The sequence below is a fragment of the uncultured Pluralibacter sp. genome (assembly GCF_913775985.1).
Taxonomy (GTDB): Bacteria; Pseudomonadota; Gammaproteobacteria; order Enterobacterales; family Enterobacteriaceae; genus Pluralibacter.
Map to the genome: position 1 here is coordinate 510148 of NZ_CAJYMB010000147.1, position 23852 is coordinate 533999.

Annotated in this window: 19 protein-coding genes; 10 read left to right on the plus strand and 9 right to left on the minus strand. The window is 57.4% G+C overall.

Annotated features, from left to right (window positions below):
- The first annotated feature begins 9 nt into the window (after positions 1–9).
- Positions 10–1893: a pyruvate dehydrogenase complex dihydrolipoyllysine-residue acetyltransferase gene (gene aceF / locus QZ766_RS19790; RefSeq protein ID WP_297206274.1), complete on the plus strand. Its 1884-nt coding sequence runs from the start codon at positions 10–12 to the stop codon at positions 1891–1893.
- A 202-nt stretch (positions 1894–2095) separates the two neighbouring features.
- Positions 2096–3520 (plus strand): dihydrolipoyl dehydrogenase, encoded by a 1425-nt coding sequence (lpdA, locus tag QZ766_RS19795; protein WP_297206488.1) that lies wholly within the window; start codon positions 2096–2098, stop codon positions 3518–3520.
- Positions 3521–3570: 50 nt separating this feature from the next.
- On the opposite strand, the gene QZ766_RS19800 is transcribed toward lpdA, so the two are convergent.
- Positions 3571–4476, minus strand: coding sequence for a LysR family transcriptional regulator (locus tag QZ766_RS19800; protein ID WP_297206277.1), 906 nt, complete (start codon positions 4474–4476; stop codon positions 3571–3573).
- A 100-nt stretch (positions 4477–4576) separates the two neighbouring features.
- Between QZ766_RS19800 and QZ766_RS19805 the strand changes: the two genes are divergently transcribed.
- The 4 genes from QZ766_RS19805 to QZ766_RS19820 all read left to right on the plus strand — a co-directional run bounded on the left by QZ766_RS19805 (position 4577) and on the right by QZ766_RS19820 (position 9748).
- Positions 4577–5572, plus strand: coding sequence for an aldo/keto reductase (locus QZ766_RS19805; protein ID WP_297206280.1), 996 nt, complete (start codon positions 4577–4579; stop codon positions 5570–5572).
- Between the two features lie 309 nt (positions 5573–5881).
- On the plus strand, positions 5882–8479 hold the full coding sequence (acnB, locus tag QZ766_RS19810; RefSeq protein ID WP_297206283.1) for a bifunctional aconitate hydratase 2/2-methylisocitrate dehydratase: 2598 nt from the start codon (positions 5882–5884) through the stop codon (positions 8477–8479).
- 111 nt (positions 8480–8590) lie between these two features.
- A complete protein-coding gene (yacL, locus tag QZ766_RS19815; RefSeq protein ID WP_297206285.1) occupies positions 8591–8953 on the plus strand; it encodes a protein YacL in 363 nt (120 codons plus the stop codon).
- A 180-nt stretch (positions 8954–9133) separates the two neighbouring features.
- Positions 9134–9748, plus strand: coding sequence for a YagU family protein (locus tag QZ766_RS19820; protein WP_297206287.1), 615 nt, complete (start codon positions 9134–9136; stop codon positions 9746–9748).
- A gap of 88 nt (positions 9749–9836) precedes the next feature.
- Here the strand turns inward: QZ766_RS19820 and speD are convergent, their stop codons facing one another.
- The 3 genes from speD to QZ766_RS19835 form a co-directional block, all read right to left on the minus strand.
- Positions 9837–10631: an adenosylmethionine decarboxylase gene (gene speD, locus QZ766_RS19825; protein ID WP_297206289.1), complete on the minus strand. Its 795-nt coding sequence runs from the start codon at positions 10629–10631 to the stop codon at positions 9837–9839.
- A gap of 14 nt (positions 10632–10645) precedes the next feature.
- Positions 10646–11503 carry a polyamine aminopropyltransferase gene (speE, locus tag QZ766_RS19830; RefSeq protein WP_297206292.1) on the minus strand — a complete coding sequence of 286 codons (858 nt, stop codon included), beginning with the start codon at positions 11501–11503 and terminating at the stop codon, positions 10646–10648.
- Between the two features lie 106 nt (positions 11504–11609).
- Positions 11610–11957: a YacC family pilotin-like protein gene (locus QZ766_RS19835; protein ID WP_297206294.1), complete on the minus strand. Its 348-nt coding sequence runs from the start codon at positions 11955–11957 to the stop codon at positions 11610–11612.
- A gap of 142 nt (positions 11958–12099) precedes the next feature.
- On the opposite strand from QZ766_RS19835, the gene cueO reads away from it, so the two are divergent.
- Positions 12100–13707, plus strand: coding sequence for a multicopper oxidase CueO (gene cueO / locus QZ766_RS19840; RefSeq protein WP_297206296.1), 1608 nt, complete (start codon positions 12100–12102; stop codon positions 13705–13707).
- Between the two features lie 49 nt (positions 13708–13756).
- Here cueO and QZ766_RS19845 read toward each other — a convergent pair whose 3' ends face one another.
- From QZ766_RS19845 to QZ766_RS19860, 4 genes are all read right to left on the minus strand, one after another.
- Positions 13757–14683, minus strand: coding sequence for an alpha/beta hydrolase-fold protein (locus QZ766_RS19845; RefSeq protein WP_297206298.1), 927 nt, complete (start codon positions 14681–14683; stop codon positions 13757–13759).
- A 67-nt stretch (positions 14684–14750) separates the two neighbouring features.
- Complete coding sequence (locus tag QZ766_RS19850) at positions 14751–17039, minus strand: TonB-dependent siderophore receptor (protein ID WP_297206301.1); 2289 nt, start codon at positions 17037–17039, stop codon at positions 14751–14753.
- Positions 17040–17233: 194 nt separating this feature from the next.
- Entirely contained in the window at positions 17234–19624 is a 2391-nt protein-coding gene (locus QZ766_RS19855; protein WP_297206304.1) for a glucose/quinate/shikimate family membrane-bound PQQ-dependent dehydrogenase, read from the minus strand.
- 170 nt (positions 19625–19794) lie between these two features.
- Positions 19795–20493, minus strand: a complete 699-nt coding sequence (locus QZ766_RS19860) for a 5'-nucleotidase, lipoprotein e(P4) family (protein ID WP_297206490.1) — start codon at positions 20491–20493, stop codon at positions 19795–19797.
- Between the two features lie 265 nt (positions 20494–20758).
- Here QZ766_RS19860 and hpt point away from each other — a divergent pair, with 265 nt between their 5' ends.
- Positions 20759–21298, plus strand: a complete 540-nt coding sequence (gene hpt / locus QZ766_RS19865) for a hypoxanthine phosphoribosyltransferase (RefSeq protein WP_297206307.1) — start codon at positions 20759–20761, stop codon at positions 21296–21298.
- A gap of 53 nt (positions 21299–21351) precedes the next feature.
- Here hpt and can read toward each other — a convergent pair whose 3' ends face one another.
- Positions 21352–22014 (minus strand): carbonate dehydratase, encoded by a 663-nt coding sequence (can, locus tag QZ766_RS19870; protein WP_297206310.1) that lies wholly within the window; start codon positions 22012–22014, stop codon positions 21352–21354.
- Between the two features lie 105 nt (positions 22015–22119).
- On the opposite strand from can, the gene QZ766_RS19875 reads away from it, so the two are divergent.
- Positions 22120–23046 (plus strand): ABC transporter ATP-binding protein, encoded by a 927-nt coding sequence (locus QZ766_RS19875; RefSeq protein WP_297206312.1) that lies wholly within the window; start codon positions 22120–22122, stop codon positions 23044–23046.
- The gene (locus tag QZ766_RS19880) at positions 23043–23813 is read left to right on the plus strand and encodes an ABC transporter permease (protein WP_297206314.1); all 771 of its coding nucleotides are present in this window, start codon (positions 23043–23045) and stop codon (positions 23811–23813) included. The genes QZ766_RS19875 and QZ766_RS19880 overlap by 4 nt, the downstream gene beginning before the upstream one ends.
- Positions 23814–23852: the final 39 nt, after the last annotated feature.

The following is a 23852-nucleotide window of genomic DNA, read 5'->3' on the forward strand; positions in this document are numbered from 1 at the left end:
AAAAGAAGAATGGCTATCGAAATCAATGTACCGGACATCGGCGCGGACGAAGTTGAAGTCACCGAGATCCTGGTCAAAGTTGGCGACAAGGTTGAAGCCGAGCAGTCGCTGATCACTGTCGAAGGCGACAAAGCCTCGATGGAAGTCCCGTCTCCGCAGGCTGGCGTCGTTAAAGAGATCAAAGTCTCCGTCGGCGACAAAGTGGAAACCGGCAAGCTGATCATGATTTTCGATTCCGCCGAAGGTGCTGCTGACGCAGCGCCTGCTAAGGCAGAAGAGAAGAAAGAAGCCGCACCGGCAGCCGCGCCAGCCGCTGCAGCAGCGAAAGACGTTCACGTTCCGGACATCGGCGGCGACGAAGTTGAAGTCACCGAGATCCTGGTCAAAGTGGGCGACAAAGTTGAAGCCGAACAGTCGCTGATCACCGTTGAAGGCGACAAAGCCTCAATGGAAGTGCCGGCACCGTTTGCGGGCACCGTCAAAGAGATCAAAGTGAACACCGGCGATAAAGTCTCTACCGGCTCGCTGATTATGGTCTTTGAAGTGGCGGGCGCAGAAGGCGCTGCGGCTCCGGCGAAAGCGGAAGCTGCGCCGGCTACTGCTGCACCGGCGGCTTCCGGTTCAAAAGAAGTTAACGTCCCGGATATCGGCGGCGATGAAGTTGAAGTGACCGAAGTGCTGGTGAAGGTGGGTGACAAAGTCACCGCCGAGCAGTCGCTGATCACCGTTGAAGGCGACAAGGCCTCAATGGAAGTGCCTGCGCCGTTCGCCGGTACGGTCAAAGAGCTGAAAGTGAACGTTGGCGACAAAGTCTCCACCGGCTCCCTGATCATGGTCTTCGAAGTGGAAGGCGCCGCGCCTGCCGCCGCGCCGGCTAAACAGGAAGCGGCTGCACCGGCGGCGAAAGCTGAAAAACCGGCTGCGGCACCGGCGGCGAAAGCGGAAGGCAAATCTGAGTTTGCTGAAAACGACGCCTACGTGCACGCGACCCCGCTGATCCGCCGCCTGGCGCGCGAGTTCGGCGTTAACCTGGCGAAAGTGAAGGGCACCGGTCGTAAAGGCCGCATCCTGCGCGAAGACGTTCAGGCGTATGTTAAAGATGCCGTTAAGCGTGCGGAAGCCGCACCTGCTGCCTCCGGCGGTGGTCTGCCGGGCATGCTGCCGTGGCCGAAAGTGGACTTCAGCAAGTTTGGCGAAGTGGAAGAAGTGGAGCTGGGCCGTATCCAGAAAATCTCTGGTGCCAACCTGAGCCGCAACTGGGTGATGATCCCGCACGTAACCCACTTCGACAAAACCGATATCACAGATCTGGAAGCATTCCGCAAGCAGCAGAACGCCGAAGCCGAGAAGCGCAAGCTGGACGTGAAGTACACCCCGGTGGTGTTTATCATGAAAGCCGTTGCCGCTGCCCTTGAGCAGATGCCGCGCTTCAACAGCTCCCTGTCGGAAGATGCCCAGCGCCTGACGTTAAAGAAATACATCAACATCGGCGTGGCGGTTGATACTCCGAACGGCCTGGTGGTTCCAGTCTTTAAAGACGTGAACAAGAAGAGCGTGACCGAGCTGTCCCGCGAGCTGACCACTATCTCCAAAAAAGCGCGCGACGGTAAGCTGACTGCCGGTGAAATGCAGGGCGGATGCTTCACCATCTCCAGCATCGGCGGCCTGGGAACCACCCACTTCGCGCCGATCGTTAACGCGCCGGAAGTGGCTATCCTCGGCGTTTCTAAGTCGGCGATGGAGCCGGTGTGGAACGGTAAAGAGTTCGTGCCTCGCCTGATGATGCCGATCTCTCTCTCCTTCGACCACCGCGTGATCGACGGTGCTGATGGTGCCCGCTTCATTACCATCATCAACAACATGCTGAGCGACATTCGCCGCCTGGTGATGTAAGCCAAAAAGCCGGCCCAGCGGCCGGCTTTTTTCTGATAATCTCACGGTAGTTTTGAGGTTATTGGGCGAAAGCGAGAATTCGGGAGCCGTTTGTTGTTTCAAAATTGTTAACAATTTTGTAAAATACGAGCGGATAGAACGTCCCGGTGGCAATGGGCGTTACAAGACCAGGGATCACCGGAAATAAATTACAGAGGTCATGATGAGTACTGAAATCAAAACTCAGGTCGTCGTACTTGGGGCAGGTCCGGCAGGTTACTCCGCCGCCTTCCGTTGCGCTGATTTAGGTCTGGAAACCGTCATCGTAGAACGCTACAGCACCCTCGGCGGTGTATGTCTGAACGTCGGCTGTATCCCTTCTAAAGCGCTGCTGCACGTTGCAAAAGTTATCGAAGAAGCGAAAGCGCTGGCCGAGCACGGCATCGTTTTTGGTGAGCCGAAAACCGATATCGACAAAATTCGCACCTGGAAAGAGAAAGTAATCACCCAGCTGACCGGCGGCCTGGCCGGTATGGCGAAAGGCCGCAAGGTCAAAGTGGTTAACGGTCTGGGTAAATTCACCGGGGCAAACACCCTGGAAGTGGAAGGCGAGAACGGCAAAACCGTCATCAACTTCGACAACGCCATCATCGCGGCGGGTTCCCGTCCGATTCAGCTGCCGTTTATTCCGCATGAAGATCCGCGCGTGTGGGACTCCACCGATGCGCTGGAACTGAAAACTGTACCGAAGCGCCTGCTGGTTATGGGCGGCGGCATCATCGGTCTGGAAATGGGCACCGTCTATCACGCGCTGGGTTCAGAGATCGATGTGGTTGAGATGTTCGACCAGGTTATTCCGGCTGCCGACAAAGACGTGGTTAAAGTCTTCACCAAGCGCATCAGCAAGCAGTTTAACCTGATGCTGGAAACCAAAGTGACCGCCGTTGAAGCAAAAGAAGACGGTATCTACGTTTCCATGGAAGGTAAAAAAGCCCCGGCCGAAGCACAGCGCTATGACGCGGTGCTGGTTGCCATCGGCCGCGTGCCGAACGGTAAAAACCTTGATGCCGGTAAAGCGGGCGTGGAAGTGGACGATCGCGGCTTCATTCGCGTCGACAAGCAGCTGCGCACCAACGTGCCGCACATCTTCGCCATTGGCGATATCGTCGGTCAGCCGATGCTGGCGCACAAAGGCGTGCATGAAGGCCACGTTGCCGCCGAAGTTATCGCCGGTAAGAAACACTACTTCGATCCGAAAGTGATCCCGTCTATTGCCTATACCGAACCGGAAGTGGCGTGGGTAGGCCTGACCGAGAAAGAAGCGAAAGAAAAAGGCATCAGCTACGAAACTGCCACCTTCCCGTGGGCAGCCTCCGGCCGTGCCATCGCCTCTGACTGCGCGGACGGCATGACCAAACTGATTTTCGACAAAGAATCCCACCGCGTTATTGGCGGGGCGATTGTCGGCACCAACGGCGGCGAGCTGCTGGGTGAAATCGGCCTGGCTATCGAAATGGGCTGCGACGCAGAAGACATCGCGCTGACCATTCACGCTCACCCGACCCTGCACGAATCCGTGGGTCTGGCGGCGGAGATTTATGAAGGCAGCATCACCGATCTGCCGAACCCGAAAGCGAAGAAGAAATAATCTTTAGCGGAGCCGCTCTCGCTCCGCGCTTTCACTGAATCCGGAAGTGCTCACGCGCTTCCGGATTTTTCTTTTATCCAGTCGATAAAGTGGCGCATTGGCGTCGAAAGGTATTTCCTGCCGGGATAGTAGAGCCAGAACCCTTCCCGGGTTTGCGTATAGTCCGCCAGCATCTCCACCAGTTCCCCTTTTTCAAGTGACGCTGCCACCGCGGGCTGGTGTAGAAACGCGATGCCAACGCCGGCGCGCGCCGCCTGCAAAATCCGCTCGTTATTGTCCAGCACCAGCGTTCCTTCTACTGCTACCTCCTGACGAACCTCTCCCTGCCAGAACTCCCAGCGGTAGCGGCGGCCGCTGGGAAAGCGGCGCTCGATGCAGGGAAAGTGCAGCAGATCCTGCGGGACTTCCGGCGCACCGTATCGGGCGATAAACGCCGGTGAGGCTACCGCCAGCGTGCGCATCGGCTGGCCGAAGGGCACGGCCACCATATCCTGCGCCAGCACGCTGCCGTAGCGCACGCCAGCGTCAAACCCTGCGGCGATGATATCTACCAGCGCATCGTTGCTGTCAATTTCCAGCGTAATGTCGGGATAGCGCTGGAGAAACGGCAGGATCAGCGGTTCAAAACAGAGCGCTTCCGCCGAGCGGGGCATGCTGATGCGCAGCACGCCGCGCGGATCGCTGCGCCAGTCGTTCAGCACGTCCACGGCGCGGGTAAGGTCCGCCAGCGCGGGCTGAATACGCTCCAGAAAGCGCTCTCCCGCCTCCGTCAGCGCGACTTTGCGAGTCGTGCGCTGCAGCAGGCGCACGCCGAGGCGTTCTTCAAAGTGGCGCATCGCGTGACTTAGCGCTGAAGGTGACACATTGCGCTCCGCCGCGGCCTTGCGGAAGCTCAGATGCTGCGCAATGGCGGCAAACATTTCCAGTTCCTGCAGCGATGCCCGGTATTTACTCATTAGTGATTTTTACTCAATAAAGTGGCGAAAATAGCGCAATTGTTCACGCCATTATTGAGGTTTATAACATAAATATCGACAAGCGATGAGGACGAAAACAATGCAACAGCGTCAATTAGGCAATCAGGCATTACAGGTTTCAGCGCTCGGGCTGGGCTGCATGGGAATGAGTTTTGGCTACGGGCAAAACGATGAGAAGCAGGCGCTGAATACCCTGGCGCGCGCGTTTGAACTGGGGATTAACTTTCTCGACACCGCGGAGGTTTACGGGCCCTACACTAACGAAATGCTGCTGGCGAAAGCCATTAAGGGCCGCCCGGATATCAAAGTTGCCACCAAGTTCGGCTTCCGTATTGCTGAAGAGGGCGAGGGCAGGGCGCGGATGACCGGTGCGAACAGCGATCCGGCCCACATTCGCCGGGCGGTTGAAGGCTCGCTGACTCGCCTCGGCGTTGAAACCATTGAGCTGCTGTATCAGCATCGGCCCGATCCGGCGGTGCCGGTTGAAGATGTGGTCGGCGTGATGGCAGATCTGGTCCGCGAAGGTAAGGTGAAATATCTCGGCCTGTCCGAAGTCTCTTCCGCCACCCTGCGTCGGGCGCAGTCGGTACATCCCATTTCGGCGCTGCAAAATGAATACTCTCTGTGGAGCCGCGAACCCGAGCAGGCGCTGCTGGCTACCTGCCGCGAGCTGAATATCGGCTTCGTGCCCTACAGCCCGCTGGGGCGCGGCTTTCTCACCGGTAAATTCCCGGCGGCGGATACGCTGGCCGAGGACGATTTTCGCCGCACGCTGCCGCGTTTTCAGCGGGATGCGCAGGCGCACAACCAGCGGCTGGTCAATCAGCTGACCATAATGGCAGAGGATTATCGCGCCACAGCGGCCCAGCTGGCGCTGGCATGGGTGCTGGCCAAAGGCGAGTTTATCGTGCCCATCCCGGGCGCCAGCAAAATCGCCCACCTGGAGCAAAACTGCGGCGCGGTGAATATCGCGCTGCGACCTGCGGATCTTGCCACGCTGGATACCCTGTTCAGCCCGCAGAACGTCCACGGCGAGCGCTACAATCCGGGGGAGTTCGCGATGGTGGAGCGATAGAAGTGCGTTGAGATGATGGAGCAGGCCCGGGCGGCCTGCCTTTCCCGAACGCTGATAACGAATGCGTATTGAGACGAGATGTAAAAAATTATTGAGCGTAAAAATCGATTTTATGCCTTATTTATTTTGACCTTAACGATTCAGCGTGTTTTTAATGTTGCTTTTTTGTAAACGGATTAACACTGCGCCAAATACCTGCTATCCTGCCGTTCGCGGTATCGGGCATTTACCCCTACTAACTGCTGTCTCACAGGAGCGTGAAGTGAAAAACGCCGGCCGCGTATGACAATGAGAGCGAGGAGAACCGTCGTGCTAGAAGAATACCGTAAGCACGTAGCTGAACGTGCCGCCGAAGGGATTGTGCCCAAACCTTTAGATGCAACCCAAATGTCCGGGCTCGTTGAGCTGCTAAAAAATCCGCCCGCGGGCGAAGAAGAATTCCTGTTAGATCTGTTAATTAACCGCGTACCCCCGGGCGTCGATGAAGCCGCCTACGTTAAAGCCGGATTCCTGGCCGCTGTCGCCAAAGGCGAAGCCACCTCCCCTCTGGTTACTCCTGAAAAAGCCATCGAACTGCTCGGTACCATGCAGGGCGGCTACAACATTCATCCGCTGATTGATGCGCTGGACAGCGACGCGCTGGCACCGATTGCCGCCAAAGCGCTGTCCCACACTCTGTTGATGTTTGACAGCTTCTACGATGTTGAAGAGAAAGCAAAAGCGGGCAACGCCTACGCGAAGCAGGTGATGCAGTCCTGGGCCGATGCCGAATGGTTCCAGAGCCGCGATCCGCTGGCCGAGAAAATTACCGTTACCGTCTTTAAAGTCACCGGTGAAACCAACACCGACGATCTCTCTCCGGCACCAGATGCGTGGTCGCGTCCCGACATCCCGCTGCACGCGCTGGCAATGCTGAAGAACGCCCGCGAAGGCATTATTCCCGATCAGCCCGGCTCCGTAGGCCCGATCAAACAAATTGAAGACCTGCAGGCGAAAGGTTTTCCGCTGGCCTACGTCGGCGACGTTGTCGGTACCGGTTCCTCCCGTAAATCCGCGACCAACTCGGTACTGTGGTTTATGGGCGACGACATCCCGCACGTGCCGAACAAGCGCGGCGGCGGCGTGGTGCTCGGCGGTAAAATCGCGCCTATCTTCTTCAACACCATGGAAGATGCGGGCGCCCTGCCGATTGAAGTTGACGTGTCCGATATGAATATGGGCGACGTCATTGATATCTATCCGTTCAAAGGCGAAGTGCGCAATCACGAAACCGGCGATCTGCTGGCAAGTTTTGAGCTGAAAACCGATGTGCTGATCGATGAAGTGCGCGCCGGCGGCCGTATTCCGCTGATCATCGGCCGCGGGCTGACCACCAAAGCGCGCGAAGCGCTCGGCCTGCCGCACAGCGACGTGTTCCGTAAAGCAAAAGACGTGGCCGAAAGCAGCCGCGGCTTCTCGCTGGCGCAGAAGATGGTTGGCCGCGCCTGCGGCGTGCAGGGCATTCGTCCCGGCGCCTATTGCGAGCCGAAAATGACCTCCGTGGGCTCTCAGGATACCACCGGCCCGATGACCCGCGACGAGCTGAAAGATCTGGCCTGTCTGGGCTTCTCGTCGGATCTGGTGATGCAGTCTTTCTGCCACACAGCGGCCTATCCGAAGCCGGTTGACGTCACCACCCACCACACGCTGCCGGACTTTATCATGAACCGCGGCGGCGTCTCCCTGCGTCCGGGCGACGGCATTATCCACAGCTGGCTGAACCGCATGCTGCTGCCGGACACCGTCGGTACCGGCGGCGATTCTCATACCCGCTTCCCGATTGGTATCTCCTTCCCGGCGGGCTCCGGGCTGGTGGCCTTTGCCGCCGCCACCGGCGTCATGCCGCTGGACATGCCGGAATCGGTGCTGGTGCGCTTTAAGGGCAAAATGCAGCCGGGGATCACCCTGCGCGATCTGGTGCACGCTATCCCGCTGTACGCCATCAAGCAGGGCCTGCTGACCGTTGAGAAGAAGGGTAAGAAAAACATCTTCTCCGGCCGCATCCTGGAAATTGAAGGCCTGCCGGATCTTAAAGTCGAACAGGCTTTCGAACTGTCCGATGCTTCCGCCGAGCGTTCAGCCGCGGGCTGCACCATCAAGCTGGATCAGGCGCCGATTATCGAGTACCTCAACTCCAACATCGTGCTGCTGAAGTGGATGATCGCAGAAGGTTACGGCGATCGCCGCACCCTCGAGCGCCGCGTTGAAGGCATGGAGAAATGGCTGGCGGATCCGCAGCTGCTGGAAGGCGATGCCGATGCAGAATATGCAGCGGTGATCGATATCGATCTGGCGGACATCAAAGAGCCTATCCTGTGCGCGCCGAACGATCCGGACGATGCGCGCCTGCTCTCTGACGTGCAGGGCAATAAAATCGACGAAGTCTTTATCGGTTCCTGCATGACCAACATCGGCCACTTCCGCGCGGCGGGCAAGCTGCTGGACAGCTACAAAGGCCAGCTGCCGACCCGCCTGTGGGTTGCACCGCCGACCAAAATGGACGCCGCGCAGCTCACCGAAGAGGGCTACTACAGCATCTTTGGCAAGAGCGGCGCGCGGGTCGAGATCCCGGGCTGCTCGCTGTGCATGGGCAACCAGGCGCGGGTCGCCGACGGCGCGACGGTGGTTTCCACCTCAACCCGTAACTTCCCGAACCGCCTCGGCAACGGCGCCAACGTCTACCTGGCTTCTGCTGAGCTGGCGGCGGTTGCTGCCCTGCTCGGCAAGCTGCCGACGCCGGAAGAGTATCTGACCTACACCTCCAAAGTGGACGAAACCGCGGCGGACACCTATCGCTATCTGAACTTCGATAAGCTTTCTGAATACACCGAGAAAGCCGACGGCGTTATCTTCCAGACCGCGGTATAATCTCTGCCCCTGAAACCCTCTCCCGCCCGGGAGAGGGTTTTATTTTGCCCGCCGCTTTTTTTCTCCCCGCCAGCTGCGATAATTAACCCTCGTTTTGTTGAGGAAAGCATCATGGAATACGAGTTTTTGCGCGACGTCACCGGCGTGGTAAAAGTGCGCATGTCAATGGATCACGAGGCCGTCGGCCACTGGTTTAACGAAGAAGTGAAAGACAATCTTGCGCTGCTGGATGAGGTTGAGCAGGCCGCTGCAGACCTTAAGGGTACCGAACGCGCCTGGCAGCGGGTAGGCCATGAGTACACCCTGTGGATGGACGGCGAAGAGATCATGATCCGCGCCAACCAGCTCGATTTCACCGGCGACGAAATGGAAGAGGGGATGAGCTATTACGACGAGGAGAGCCTCTCCTTGTGCGGCGTAGAGGATTTTCTGGCGGTGGTGGCCGGCTACCGGCGTTTTCTGGCGGAGCGCTGAGCCGTGTTGAGCCATAAAACCGGTGGCCTATAAAGTGTGATTTGGCGCACGTCAATAGATTAACCGCGCTGTATCCTTGCGCCAACGCATCTTTACGGTTCTTTAACGTTTTTACATCTCTGAAACGAAAAGATAAAGTTACCTCTCAAGGGGTATTCTTAAACTTTAAGAGGGATGTTTATGAATTTATTTGAAATGACGCCGCCTGTGCGCAGGCGCTACGGCCTGGCCGCTTTTATTGGCCTCATTGCAGGGATTGTTTCTGCGTTTGTTAAATGGGGCGCTGAAGTGCCACTCCCGCCGCGCAGCCCGGTGGATATGTTTACCAGCGCCTGCGGGCCGGAGTCGCTGATCCGTGCCGCGGAGCACATCGACTGCTCGCGAAACTTTCTTAATCCGCCCTATATTTTTCTGCGCGACTGGATCGGGATGGCCGATCCTAACGCCGCGGTTTATACCTTCGCCGGGCACGTGTTTAACTGGGTCGGCGTGACGCATATTATCTTTTCGATTGTTTTTGCGGTGGGCTATTGCGTCGTTGCCGAAGTCTTTCCGAAAATCAAACTCTGGCAGGGCTTACTGGCGGGCGCGCTGGCGCAGCTGTTTGTGCATATGATTTCATTCCCGCTGATGGGCCTGACGCCGCCGCTGTTTACGCTGCCGTGGTATGAAAACGTCTCTGAAATAATAGGGCACCTGGTGTGGTTCTGGTCGATTGAAATTATTCGCCGCGATCTGCGCAACAGAATGACCCACGAGCCGGATCCCGAAATTCCGCTCGGCGCAAACCGATAAGTATTCCTGCAATGGTGCCGCGTGCGCCATTGTTATCTATCCGGGTTGAAATAAAAACGACACCCGCAGGTGTCGTTATTCACTACCGCTACATCACCGGGATATTTCGCCCGTAATAAATCTCGCGCATCTCTTTCCACAGCAGATCGGTAATGATCCCGCGCTCTTCTTCGCTGAGATCTTCCGGCCGGGTGTGGAACATATAGTGCTGCAGATCGAACTCTTTCAGCAGCATTTTGGTATGGAAGAGATTCTCCTGATAGACGTTCACATCCATCATGTCGTACAGCGACTTCATGTCGTCGGACATAAAGTTTTGAATCGAGTTAATTTCGTGATCAATGAAGTGCTTCACGCCGTTCAGATCGCGGGTGAAGCCGCGCACCCGGTAGTCGATAGTGACGATATCCGATTCCAGCTGGTGGATCAGATAGTTCAGCGCGTTGAGCGGAGAGATAACGCCGCAGGTTGAAACTTCGATATCGGCGCGAAAGGTGCAGAGCCCGCCTTCCGGGTGGCTTTCCGGGTAGGTATGCACGCAGATATGGCTCTTATCGAGATGGGCGACCACCGCCTCCGGCAGCGGGCCGGGGTGCTCGGTGGGATCCACCAGTTTAGGATCGACCGGCTCTTCGCTCACCAGAATGGTGACGCTGGCACCCTGCGGCTCGTAGTCCTGGCGGGCAATATTAAGGATGTTTGCACCGATGATGGAGCAGGTCTCTGACAAGATTTCCGTCAGGCGATTGGCGTTATAGAGTTCGTCGATATAGGCGATGTAGCCGTCCCGCTCCTCGGCGGTTTTGGCGTAGCAGATATCGTAAATACAAAAACTCAGGCTTTTGGTCAGATTATTAAAGCCGTGCAGCTTCAGTTTTTTCAATTTGGCTCACCTCCTTAGTTGGACAGCGCGTCCTGCAGATACTGTGGAAGGGCAAAGGCCGCCGCGTGGATGGCCGCGTTGTAGTAACGACAGCGCAGGCCGCTGCGGTGAAAGCGGGCCTGAATAATCTCCGCAGACAGGTGGCGCAGGGCGGGGTTATCCGTGGCCCAGGCGAAGGTCATGATGCCGCCGTAGTAGGTTGGGATCGCCGCCTGGTAGAAGCTGACGTCGCCGAAGTAGTTGCCGAGCTTGCGATGGCTGTCGATGGCTTCATCCTGCTGCAGGAAGCAGACGCCGTTCTGGGCGACGAAGATCCCGCCGGGGTTGAGGCAGCGCTTGCAGCCTTCGTAAAATGCGGAGGTGAACAGGCTTTCACCGGGGCCGACAGGATCGGTGCAGTCGGAGATGATCACGTCGAAGGTTTGCGCGGTCTGGTTAACAAAATTGACGCCGTCGTCAATCACCAGCGTGAAGCGCGGATCGTCGAAGCTACCGGCGCTGTGGTTGGGCAGGTACTGGCGGCAAAAGGAGACCACGCCCGCATCAATCTCAACCATCGTAATGCTTTCAACGCCGGCGTGGCGGCTGACTTCACGCAGCATTGCGCCATCGCCGCCGCCGACGATCAGCACGTGCTTCGCCTGACCGTGCGCCAGCAGCGGCACGTGAGTGAGCATTTCGTGGTAGATAAATTCGTCGCGCTCGGTGGTCTGCACCACGCCGTCGAGAGCCATCACGCGGCCAAAGGCGGCGTTTTCAAAGATGATCAGATCCTGATGATCGGTTTTTTCGTGGTACAGAACGTTATCCACGGAAAAATACTGACCAAACTGGTTGTGCAGCGTTTCGTGCCACACCTTGTTATCGGTCATGGGCTGATACCTCCTCTGTTAACACCCTTACAAAACGGGCGCAACATGATAGCTAACAACGACCGTGGATGCACGGTCATTATCTCAGCAGGAGGCGGCGGTTATTTTACTTAACGTAGGCGAGCAGGCTCAGGGAGTCGCGGGCGAGCGCCTTGCATTTTTTAGGGGTGGGAATGCGGATGCCGCTAAGATCGCGGTAGCTGTCTTCGCCGAGCGCCTTCATATTGAAAGCCTCGTAATTACTGAGATCCCACTGGTTCTGCTGGGCAAAGAAGATCAGCGCGCGGCGGATCTGCTGATTGGGGAGATTCTGGTAGCCGCAGTCGTTTTTCAGAAATACAAATACTGCCGTCAAATCGGCCATATCCTCAGCCTCGGACTCGCTCAGCGCAAAGCTGCTGGCGGAAAATGCGAACAGTGCACCGAACAGCACAGTTCTGAAAAACGTTTTCATTTCTTTTACCGTTGAACGCACGAAACTCAACATTAGCATACTTCAAATGCTTGCGCAGACCTTTCTGGCGCGCTTTTACTTGACCTTCCGCTAAGGGCAGGGGCTAAGCTCAAAACGTCATCACAGATCTAAGGATGTGAACATGCAACGTCGTGAATTTATCAAGCTGGCTACTGCGCTCGGCATTACCAGCGCCCTGCCGCTTTGGAGCCAGCGTGCGCTGGCAGCGAGCCGTCCTCCGCTCCCTATTCCGCCGGAGATGCTGCCGGACGCCAACAGTCATCTGGTGCTGGATATCCGCAGCGGAACCACCACGTTTGGCGATAACCGGGCGACAACCTGGGGCTACAACGGTAGCCTGCTCGGGCCCGCGCTGCGCCTGCAGCAGGGGAAAGCGGTTACCGTTCAAATCAATAATCACCTTACCGAAGCAACCACCGTCCACTGGCACGGGCTGGAAGTGCCTGGTGAGGTGGACGGCGGCCCGCAGGGCGTGATTAAGCCCGGCGCCAGCCGCACGGTCAGTTTCACCCCGACCCAGCGGGCGGCGACCTGCTGGCTACACCCGCACCAGCACGGTAAAACCGGTCATCAGGTCGCCATGGGGCTGGCGGGACTGGTGCTGATCGAAGATCTCGCCCTGCGCAAGCTCCTGCTGCCGAAGCAGTGGGGCATTGACGACGTGCCGGTGATTATTCAGGACAAGCGCTTTACCGCCGGTGGGCAGATCGATTATCAGCTGGACGTGATGACCGCCGCCGTCGGCTGGTTTGGCGATACGCTGCTGACTAACGGTGCCCTGTATCCCGAGCATGCCACGCCGCGCGGCTGGCTGCGCCTGCGCCTGCTCAACGGCTGCAACGCCCGCTCGCTGAATATTGCCGCCAGCGACAACCGCCCGCTGTACGTCATTGCCAGCGACGGCGGCCTGCTGGCCGAGCCGGTCAAGCTAAACGAACTGCCGATGCTGATGGGCGAACGTTTTGAGGTGCTGGTCGACACACGCGACGGCAGGCCCTTTGATATTGTGACGTTGCCGGTAAGCCAGATGGGCATGTCCATTGCGCCCTTTGACGCTCCGGTGCCGGTACTGCGCGTTCAGCCGCTGGTGATCCAGGCTTCAGGGAAACTGCCGGATACGCTGGCCACTATTCCCGCGCTGCCGCCGCTGGAGGAGCTGACCCAGCGCCGGCTGCAGCTGGCGATGGACCCGATGCTCGATATGATGGGCATGCAGGCGCTGATGAAAAAATATGGTCAACAGGCAATGGGCGGGATGGAGATGCACGGCCACGGCGGCATGAACATGCAGGGCCACGAGGGTATGAACATGCACGGCAATAGCAGCATGAACATGCAAAGCCACAGCGCAATGGGACAAATGCATCACGGCGCCGGCGGATTCGACTTCTACAATGCCAATACCATTAACGGCAGAGCGTTTAACATGGATGCACCGATGTTTGCGGCCGCCCGCGCTCAGCACGAGCGCTGGCTGATTTCCGGAGAGGGCGACATGATGCTGCACCCGTTCCATATTCACGGTACCCAGTTCCGCATTCTGTCAGAAAATGGTACGCCGCCCGCGGCGCACCGCGCCGGCTGGAAGGATACGGTGCGCGTGGAGGGCGGCGTCAGCGAAGTGCTGGTGAAATTCGATCATCCCGCGGCGAAGGAGCAAATGTACATGGCCCACTGCCACCTGCTGGAGCACGAAGACACCGGGATGATGCTCGGCTTTACCGTATAGCGCGGGCGAATCTCCCGTATGGCGGCGTTCAGCCGCCATACGAACGCGCTTATTTTTCGCCCCCGGCAGCGGTACTTACCCCGGCGACATCCCGCAGCGCCAGCTCCAGGCCAACGGAAAACATCTCGCCGTGAGATAGCGTAGGGTACTGCACCAGCCGGGCAGGAAGGCCGCGGGCGCTCAGCCCGGCCAGCACGCTGCGGATCCCCTCAATACTTGCCGGCTCCGGCACCTGCGGGTTCCGGCTGGCGGGCCAGCTCCCTTCAATCACCAGCAGCTGCTTTCCTGACAGGCGGCCGGCGTCAGCCGTCTTCAGCCGGGTTACCAGGCTAATATAGTTCTGACTCAGCGACGGGCTGGTGGCGTATATCCGGCTGAAAAAGGGCGAGCGGTAGTAAGTATCGAGGGCGAAAATGCCTCCCAGCGAGTGTCCCCAGATGGCGCGGTGGGCTGTATTCAGCGGAATGCCTTTTTCAGCCACCGGCGCGAGGGTGTTTTCAATCAGCGCCTGAAACGCCGCGTCGCCGCCGCCTTTTCTGCCGTGCACCGTCATACTGTCACCGCCCGCTACCGGCGGCGTATAGTCCCAGGCCCGGGCGTAAACATCAAAGGGCAGATTGGTTTGGTAGCCCACCGCGACGATAACCGGCGGCGTCCCGGCGGAAAGCTCGCTCAGCAGCTTGTCCGAAAGATGATTCATCACCGCGTTGCCGTCCAGCGTCCACAGAACGGGATACCCGGCGGCGGGCGGCTTTTTATTCGGTACGGCGGTCCAGACTTTGTAGTGGCGCTGGCCGTCGGCGGAGTCGAAGGTGTTAATGGTGAAGTGGTAGAGCGCGGAGCCCTTATCGGCGATATTCGGTCCGAGCGGCGTCATGTTCGGCCTGGCGTGCGCCAGACCGGTAAAGAGAAGCGCCAGAAAAAAGGCCGTTGCCCGCGGCAGAGTCCGCTGCCGGTGATGTGAAAGAAAACGCATTGCAGTTCGCCCATGTTGGAGTGAAAGACGGCTGCGCGGCGGAAGAGACTTACCGCCGCGCGGTTTATCAGAAGTGGACGCCCACCTCCATGTAGTAGATGCGGCCAGACTCGTTATAAGTCTGCGCCCCGGCGCCGTATGAGATATTGGCGCCGGTACCCGCGGTCACCGCGTTGCCCCGGCGGAAGTGGCGCTTGTCGAACACGTTGTCTACCCCGGCGGTAACGTCAATGGCTTTGGTGAGGGTGTAGATGCCGCTCAGGCCCACGATGCTGTAAGGCGAGACCTGCCATTTTTCGCTGCCGGTAGCCCTTTGCCCATCGCTGTCGTACTTTTTAGGCTTCTGCTTGCCGTACCAGGTCAGGGTGCTCTGCAGCGCCAGCTTGTCGGTTGCCTGCCAGTCCAGCGTCGAGTTGAGCGTATATTTGGGAATAATGGACAGATAATCGTGGGTTTTCTTGTTCTTGTTCTCGATCATATAGGTGAGGTTGTTGTTCATCGTCACTCTATCGCCAATCGGGAAGTTGAACGAACCTTCAAGCCCCTGAACTACCGCTTTTTTCACGTTTTCCCAGTTGTAAACGTTGGTGTTGCGATTAAGCGGATAGGCGGGGGTCGTGCTGGCCTCGATTTTGTTGTGGTAATCGTTGCGGTAATAGGTCAGGCCGGCCTGAACATCATCGTGCTTATATTCAATGCCGATCTCTTTATTGACGCTGGTTTCCGGATCCAGATCCTTACTGCCCTGCAAATAGCAGCGGTTCCTGTCCGGACAGCCGTTGCCGTTGCTGTACAGCAGATAGTTGGGGTTAGTCTGATACAGATTTGGCGCCTTCCACGCCCGGGCAATCCCCATTTTCAGCGTAAAGTCCTCCCCGAGCCCCTGAGAAAGGTTCAGCGACGGGCTGACGTTGCTGCCGGTTTTGTCCTGATGGTTGAAGCGCACGCCCGGCGTCAGGCGGGTGCTGTCGGTCAAATCGATATTATCCTCGCTGTAAATACCGTAGATGTCCGTTGAGCTGTATTCGCTGCGTCCCGTGGAGGGCAGGCCAGGAATCGGGTTTGCGGAGGCGTTAAAGCTGTTGGACGTGGGATCTTTCATCGCCTGATGACTGTAGTCCGCGCCCATCGTCAGCGTCTGACTTACCCACTGGTTAAACGGAATATTAACTTCAGTGTGGGCGTTCGTGTCATTCAGGGTGATAGTCGAGAAGCCGGGAGAGTCGAACATCCCCTCGACGCCGCCCGCAAGGCCTTCATTGATGCGGTGGTTGCGGGTTTTTTCGAACTGCAGATAGTTGCTGGTGGTAATGCCGTTATCCCAGGCGCCGGTATATTTCAGGGCCAGAGTCTGGCGATAAATAATATTGGTCTCGCGGCCGTACTTGCTCTCAACCAGCGCATTGGTATTGTTGTTTTGGGTATCGCCCGCGTAGCGGTTCCCCTGGCGGCTAAAGCCGCCCTCCAGCTCCAGGGCCTGCATCGGCATAAATTCCCAGCGCAGAGAGCCGTTAATATTCTTATTCAGCACCCCTTCGCGGCCGCCGGGATACTGACCGGCGTTTCTGCCAGTGCGCAGCGATTCGTGGCCTTCGTTAATATCGCGGGCGTCGGCCTGGGTTTTACTCCAGTTACCGTAGAGCTTCATGCTGAGCGTATCCGTCAGGCCGCCGAACAGGCTGGCGTTGTAGCGCTTTGTCGCCCCCTCTTTTTTGTGCTCCGGCGCGTCGAGGTAGGTGTTAAAGGTACCGTGCCACGTTTTGGTCGGCTGCTTGGTGATAATGTTAACGACCCCGCCCATCGCGCCGTTGCCGTACATCGCCGCTGCCGGGCCGCGGATCACTTCGATGCGGTCAATCATTTCGGGCGGCACCCAGTTGCTGTCGCCGCGGGAGTCGCGTTCGCCCCGCCAGCCGTAGCGCACCGAGTTTTTACTGCTTACCGGCATGCCGTCGACCAGAATCAGGGTGTTTTCCGGCCCCATCCCGCGGATATCAATCTGCCGATCGTTTCCGCGCTGGCCGCTGGTCGAGTTGCCGGTGAGATTTACGCCGGGCATGGTGCGGATAATTTCCGATACGTCGCGGTGGATGGGCCGTTTTTTGATAGCTTCGCTGTCAATAATCGATACGCCGGGCTGCTGCAAGGTTTGCTGGCGCGCGGTGACGACCATCTTTTCTTCATTACTCTCTTTCTCTGCTTCTGTGGTATCGCGCTTGCTGGTTTTTTTTGCTGCTGAACTGTCGGTCTCCTGCTGAGCGGTGGTTGCTGATGTGTCTTCTGCCAAGGCAAAAGGGATCCCTGTGCTGCACGTAATCAATGAAGCGATTACGGAATATTTATAGATATTTTTCATTGTGTTATTGATTCTCGTCCATATTAAATAGAAATGAGAATAAACAATATAATGATAATTATTATCGATAACAATAATGTAACAGTCACGGAAATAAAAAGGAACAAAGGGAAAAAGAAAGACATAAATGGAGGGGAGATACGGCAGGATTAAATCTTTTCCCGCCGCCCGAAAGCGGCGGGAAAAAGGGCTAATTACTTAGCGTCGTCCGGCAGGGCGTAGGCAACAATGTAGTCGCCCATTTTGGTACCAAACGAGCCGTGACCGCCCGCTGAAATGACAACGTACTGCTTGCCATTCACCTCGTAGGTCATCGGCGTGGCCTGTCCGCCTGCAGGCAGGCGGCCTTCCCACAGGCGCTTGCCGTTACTCATATTGTAAGCGCGCAGGTAGTTATCGGCGGTGGCGCCGATAAACAGCACGTTGCCGGCGGTAGACATCGGTCCGCCCAGCATCGGCATGCCCATATTAAACGGCAGCTTGAACGGCAGCGGGAAGCCGAGGTTGTCCGTAGGGGTACCGATACGCTTCTTCCACGCAATCTTGTTGGTTTTCAGATCCAGCGCGGAAATATAGCCCCAGGCCGGCTGTTTGCACGGCAGGCCGATTGGCGACAGGAACGGATTGAGCGTAACGCCGTAAGGCACGCCGTACTGCGGCTGGATGCCGCTCTCGGTACCGGAACCTTTGGCATCTTTCGGCGGCTCCATCGGGTTGCCCGGACCGCGCGGGATCAGGCGGGAGACGAACGGCAGCGCCATTGGGTTCGCCACGGCGACCTGGCGGTCAGGATCGACCGAGATCCCGCCCCACTCGAACATTCCCAGGTTACCCGGGAACACCAGCGTACCCTGCTCGGACGGCGGGGTGAAAATCCCTTCGTAGCGCAGCTTGTGGAAAATAACCCGGCACATCAGCTGGTCAAACATCGTGGCGCCCCACATGTCCGCGCCCGAGAGATTCTGCTTAGGACGGAAGCTGAGATCGGAGAACGGCTGCGTCGGGCTCAGGCGATCGCCTTTTGCCGCGCCCTGCGGCACGGGTTTCTCCGGTGCGGGTACCACCGGCTGGCCGTTGCGGCGATCCAGTACGAACAGGTTACCGGTTTTCGCCGGCACGTAGATAACCGGGACGGTTTTGCCGTCAACGGTAACGTCCGCCAGCGTCGGCTGGGAAGGCAGATCCATATCCCACAGGTCGTGATGTACGGTCTGATAGTGCCACACCAGCTTGCCGGTGGTGGCATTCAGCGCCAGTAGCGAGCTGGCGTAGCGTTCCTGTTCCGGCGTGCGGTTGCCGCCCCAGATATCCGGCGTGGTGACGCCCATTGGCAGATAAACCAGATCCAGCTTCGCGTCGTAGGCCGACGGCGCCCAGGAGTTCGGCGAGTTAGTGGTGAAGCTGTGCTGATCATCAGGAATGGCGTTCGGGTCTTTGGCACCCGGATCGAAGGCCCACAGCAGCTTGCCGGTGTTTACGTCGAATCCGCGAATAACGCCGGAGGCTTCACGGGTGGAGAAGTTATCGGTCACGGCACCGGCAATCACAATCGTTTTATCGGTGACGATCGGCGGCGAAGTGGGTTCATACATTCCCGGCGTGGTTACCGGCTGGTTTGCCTGCAGATTGAGTACGCCTTTATTGGCGAAGGTTTCGCACAGCTTGCCGCTGTCGGCATTCACTGCGAACAGGCGACCGTCGTTTACCGGCAGCAGGATGCGGCGCGGGCAGTCGGCCACCGCGTCAGCGGGAGCGCTGTCGGCTTTGGCTTCGTGATAGGACACCCCGCGGCAGGTGACGTGCTGGAACGTTGGATTGCTGTTCAACTGCGGATCGAAGTGCCATTTCTCTTTACCCGTCGCTGCATCGAGTGCGAAAAGGCGCTGGTGGGCGGTGCACAGATACAGCGTATCGCCCACTTTAATGGGCGTCACTTCGTTGGTGATTTCACCCGGATCGTTTTTCTGCTTCAGATCGCCGGTGCGGAAAACCCAGGCTTCTTTCAGGTTGTGAACGTTATCGGCGTTGATCTGCTTGAGCGGAGACCAGCGCTGGCCTTCCTGATTGCGGCCGTAAGCGGGCCAGTCGCCGTCGGCAACCTGAGAAATCGGCGTCGCGGGCGAGGCATCAGCGCTCAGGGTGCCGTTAATTTCCTGCGGATCGTTAAAGCCGGCCCAGGTCAGGATACCGCCGCTTATCAGCAGCGCCACCACCAGCGCACCAACTGCACCGGAGGAGGGCAGGGCCAGGCGGCGCCAGACGAATGGCAGGATCAGCCAGATGCCAAATACCACCAGCACGTCGGCGCGCGGGGTAAGTGCCCAGAAATCAAAGCCAACTTCCCAGACGCCCCAAATCATGGTGACCAGCAGGATCAGCGCGTAAAGCCACAGCGCCGAGCGTTTGCCGTACCACAATTTAATTGTCACGCCGAGCAGTGCCAGCCCGGCAATCGGGTAATACCAGGAGCCGCCCACTGCGACGAGCCACGCTCCGCCGATAAGCAGATAGAGCCCGCTAAGCGCCGCGAAAAGTGCGGTAAGCTTCACCAGAAGCCCGGGGCGCCGTGGAAATGTTTCAGCCATAAATGAGTCCCTGTTAGTGGTTAGATTTTTGTAATCACTAAGTATAGTTTTGTATATTGCGATCGTTGTCACAAATGTTGCTTTTCAGTTAAATGTTTTCGACGGGCGCGGTGCGCCCGTACCTGACCTGGCCACAACAACAGCTGAAGGGAGATTCTGTGAAGAGGGGGCTATTCGCCATTGAGAGGCGCTTTCGACCATGCGCCGTAGGCGGCATTGGGCAGTACCATCCAGTCGTCGCCAAAGTGTTCGGCGCTGGCGCTGACCCGCTTGCGCTGGGACTGGGTGGATTCTTTGTTTTTAAACTGGGCGGCGAAGTCCGGCAGGCTGTCGCCAAACAGCATAATGATGCGGTGGGTTTTCAGGATGCTCTGGCGGCGTACCTCCTTCGAGTCGGTATCAAGCAGCACGCTCGCGTCTGAAACTTGCGGCAGGCCCAGCGACTTTAGCGTATTCAGCGTCGCCTGCTTGTTGGCCTGGGTGCGGTCGGAGACGTAATAAATCGCCACATGCTGGCGGTCGACCTCCTCCAGAAAAGCCTTCGCGCCGGGAATAAGGGCCGGCTTTCCGCTTTTCTCCCAGCCGCTCCAGGTATCCCAGGCGGTATAGTCGTGACAGTTTTTAACGTCGTGCATCAGCAGCGGCGTGTTATCAATCACGGTTTCATCAAGATCCAGCACCACCGCGGCTTTTTCCGGCGCGGGCAACGTTTTCACTTTCTCCTTAAAGCGCTCAGTGGCAAAGCGATAGGTTTGCAGCTGCAGTGCCATGATTTCTGCCGACTGCTGCTGATAGCGCAGCGCCATTTCATACGTTTGCGGCTCGCACAGCGTGCGGTCGGCGGCGAACGCCTGCGCGCCCACCAGCATCGGTGCGGCGAAAAGCATGGTTTTTAGCGTAGGATGCATTTTTTCCCCTGAGGTTTCGTTAAAAGTGGCGAAAGCATAACGGTGCGTTATGGCAGGATAATGACAGTGCTGCGGCGGAGCGGCTGGCCGCCAGGCGACACTTTTTTAACTCTGGTCGTCAATGCGCTATACTCGCCGCCTTTATGGCCGCTTGTGCTTTCGTTCAATCTGCGAAAATACAGGGTGATTTGTGGATTTAACTGATTAAAATCAGTGAGATATTGTAATGAAGAAGCATACTGTTGAAGTGATGATCCCCGAAGCGGAGATTAAAGCCCGCATTGCTGAACTGGGGCGCGAGATCAGCGAACGCTATCGGGACAGCGGCAGCGAAATGGTGCTGGTTGGCCTGCTGCGCGGTTCATTTATGTTTATGGCGGATCTGTGCCGGGAAGTGCAGGTCGCGCACGAAGTGGACTTTATGACGGCCTCCAGCTACGGCAGCGGTATGTCCACCACCCGCGATGTAAAAATCCTCAAGGATCTGGACGAAGATATTCGCGGCAAAGACGTGCTGATCGTCGAAGACATTATCGACTCCGGCAATACGCTTTCCCGCGTGCGCGAGATCCTGCGCCTGCGCGAGCCGAAGTCGCTGGCGATTTGTACCCTGCTTGATAAGCCGAGCCGTCGCGAAGTTGAAGTGCCGGTTGAGTTTGTTGGTTTCTCGATTCCGGATGAGTTCGTAGTGGGCTACGGGATTGACTATGCTCAGCACTATCGCCATCTGCCGTACGTTGGCAAAGTGGTGATGCAGGAAGCGTAAGCGCGGCGAATGCCGGAAGAGATGCCCGATAGCCAGCGGCTATCGGGATTTTATTATTTATGATTGGCGTGTTTCAGGCGCAGGTTTGAGATCCCTTTGCGGTAGTGCTGTTCCAGGCTTTCGCGGGTGGTGGCGGTCACGTCGAGATCGCGCAGCAGGCCGTCATGAATGCCGTAGGCCCAGCCGTGAAGAGTGACCTTCTGGCCGCGTTTCCAGGCGGACTGCATAATCGTTGAGTGGCCCAGGTTATACACCTGCTCCATGACGTTCAGCTCGCACAGCGTATCCAGACGACGCTCTTCAGGCATTTCGCCCAGCAGCGAGCTGTGTTTGAACCAGATGTCGCGGATGTGCAGCAGCCAGTTGTTAATCAGACCCAGCTCCGGGTTTTCAACCGCCGCCTGCACGCCGCCGCAGCCGTAGTGGCCGCAGATGATGATATGCTCAACTTCAAGGACGTCGACAGCATACTGGACGACTGAGAGGCAGTTGAGGTCGGTGTGAATAACCAGATTGGCTACGTTGCGGTGAACAAAAAGTTCGCCAGGCTCAAGGCCGGTGAGGCGTTCAGCAGGAACGCGGCTATCAGAACATCCAATCCATAGAAAGCGCGGTTTCTGCGCCTGCGCCAGTTTTGCGAAAAAACCGGGATCCTCTTCCACCAGCATCTTTGACCATAGTGCGTTGTTGCTGATGAGTGTATCTATATCTTTCATGGAAGTTAACAACCTGTAACCGAACAATTTCGTTGCGCTAATATAGGTCAACTTGGCCCTGTTGAAAACCATACAGCGACGCAAGACCCTAAAAAGAGAACTGGAATGACCATTGCATTAGAACTGAAAAATCTGAAAAAAACCTACCCCGGCGGCGTTCAGGCGCTGCGCGGAATCGACCTCCAGGTCGAAGCCGGCGACTTCTATGCGCTCCTCGGGCCAAATGGCGCGGGTAAATCAACCACCATCGGTATTGTCAGCTCGCTGGTCAACAAAACCTCCGGCGAGGTTAACGTCTTCGGCTACAGCCTGGATAAGGACGTGGTTAACGCCAAGCGCCAGCTCGGGCTGGTCCCGCAGGAGTTCAACTTCAACCCGTTTGAAACCGTGCAGCAAATAGTGGTCAATCAGGCCGGCTATTACGGCGTTGAGCGTAAAGAAGCGATTGAGCGCAGTGAAAAATACCTGAACCAGCTCGATCTGTGGGGGAAACGTAACGAACGTGCGCGGATGCTATCCGGCGGTATGAAGCGCCGGCTGATGATTGCCCGGGCGCTAATGCATGAGCCGAAGCTGCTTATTCTCGATGAGCCGACTGCCGGGGTTGATATCGAACTGCGCCGCTCCATGTGGACCTTCCTGAAAGATCTCAATAACAGCGGCACCACCATTATTCTCACTACCCACTATCTGGAAGAGGCGGAGATGCTGTGCCGCAATATCGGCATTATTCAGCACGGCGCGCTGGTGGAAAACACGTCGATGAAAAATCTGCTGTCGAAGCTGAAGTCGGAGACCTTTATCCTCGATCTGGCGCCAAATGGCGCGCTGCCGACCCTTCAGGGCTACCAGTACCGGCTGGTGGATACCGCCACGCTGGAAGTGGAAGTGCTGCGCGAGCAGGGCATTAACAATGTATTTACGCAGCTGAGCGATCAGGGCGTGCAGGTTTTAAGTATGCGTAACAAGGCCAATCGACTGGAAGAGCTGTTCGTCACGCTGGTTCACACTAAGTCAGGAGAGCAGGCATGATGCAGCTGTATTGGGTGGCGTTAAAGAGTATCTGGGCCAAAGAGATCCACCGCTTTATGCGTATCTGGATCCAGACGCTGGTGCCGCCGGTCATCACCATGACCCTTTACTTTATTATCTTTGGTAACCTGATCGGATCGCGCATCGGCGAGATGCACGGTTTCAGCTATATGCAGTTTATCGTTCCGGGCCTGATCATGATGTCGGTGATTACCAACTCCTACGCAAACGTGGCCGCTTCGTTTTTCAGCGCCAAGTTCCAGCGCAACATTGAAGAGCTGCTGGTGGCGCCGGTGCCGACTCACGTTATCATCGCCGGCTATGTGGGCGGCGGCGTGGCGCGCGGCCTGTGCGTTGGGATTCTGGTCACTGCGGTATCGCTGTTTTTCGTGCCGTTTCAGGTCCATTCGTGGCTGTTTGTCGCTTTAACGCTGCTGCTGACGTCGATTCTGTTTTCCCTTGCCGGGCTGCTCAACGCGGTCTTTGCCAAAACCTTCGACGATATCAGCCTGATCCCAACCTTCGTGCTGACGCCGCTGACCTATCTCGGTGGGGTATTTTACTCGCTGACCCTGCTGCCGCCGGTCTGGCAGGCGCTGTCGCATCTGAATCCTATCGTCTATATGATCAGCGGCTTCCGCTTTGGTTTCCTCGGTATTACCGATGTCCCGCTGGTCACTACCGTCGGCGTGCTGGTTATTTTTATCGCCGTCTTCTACCTGTTTTGCTGGTCACTCATTCAGCGCGGACGCGGTCTGCGCAGCTAGCCGGCAACCTCTCCCTACCCCGGGAGAGGTAAGTTTGAT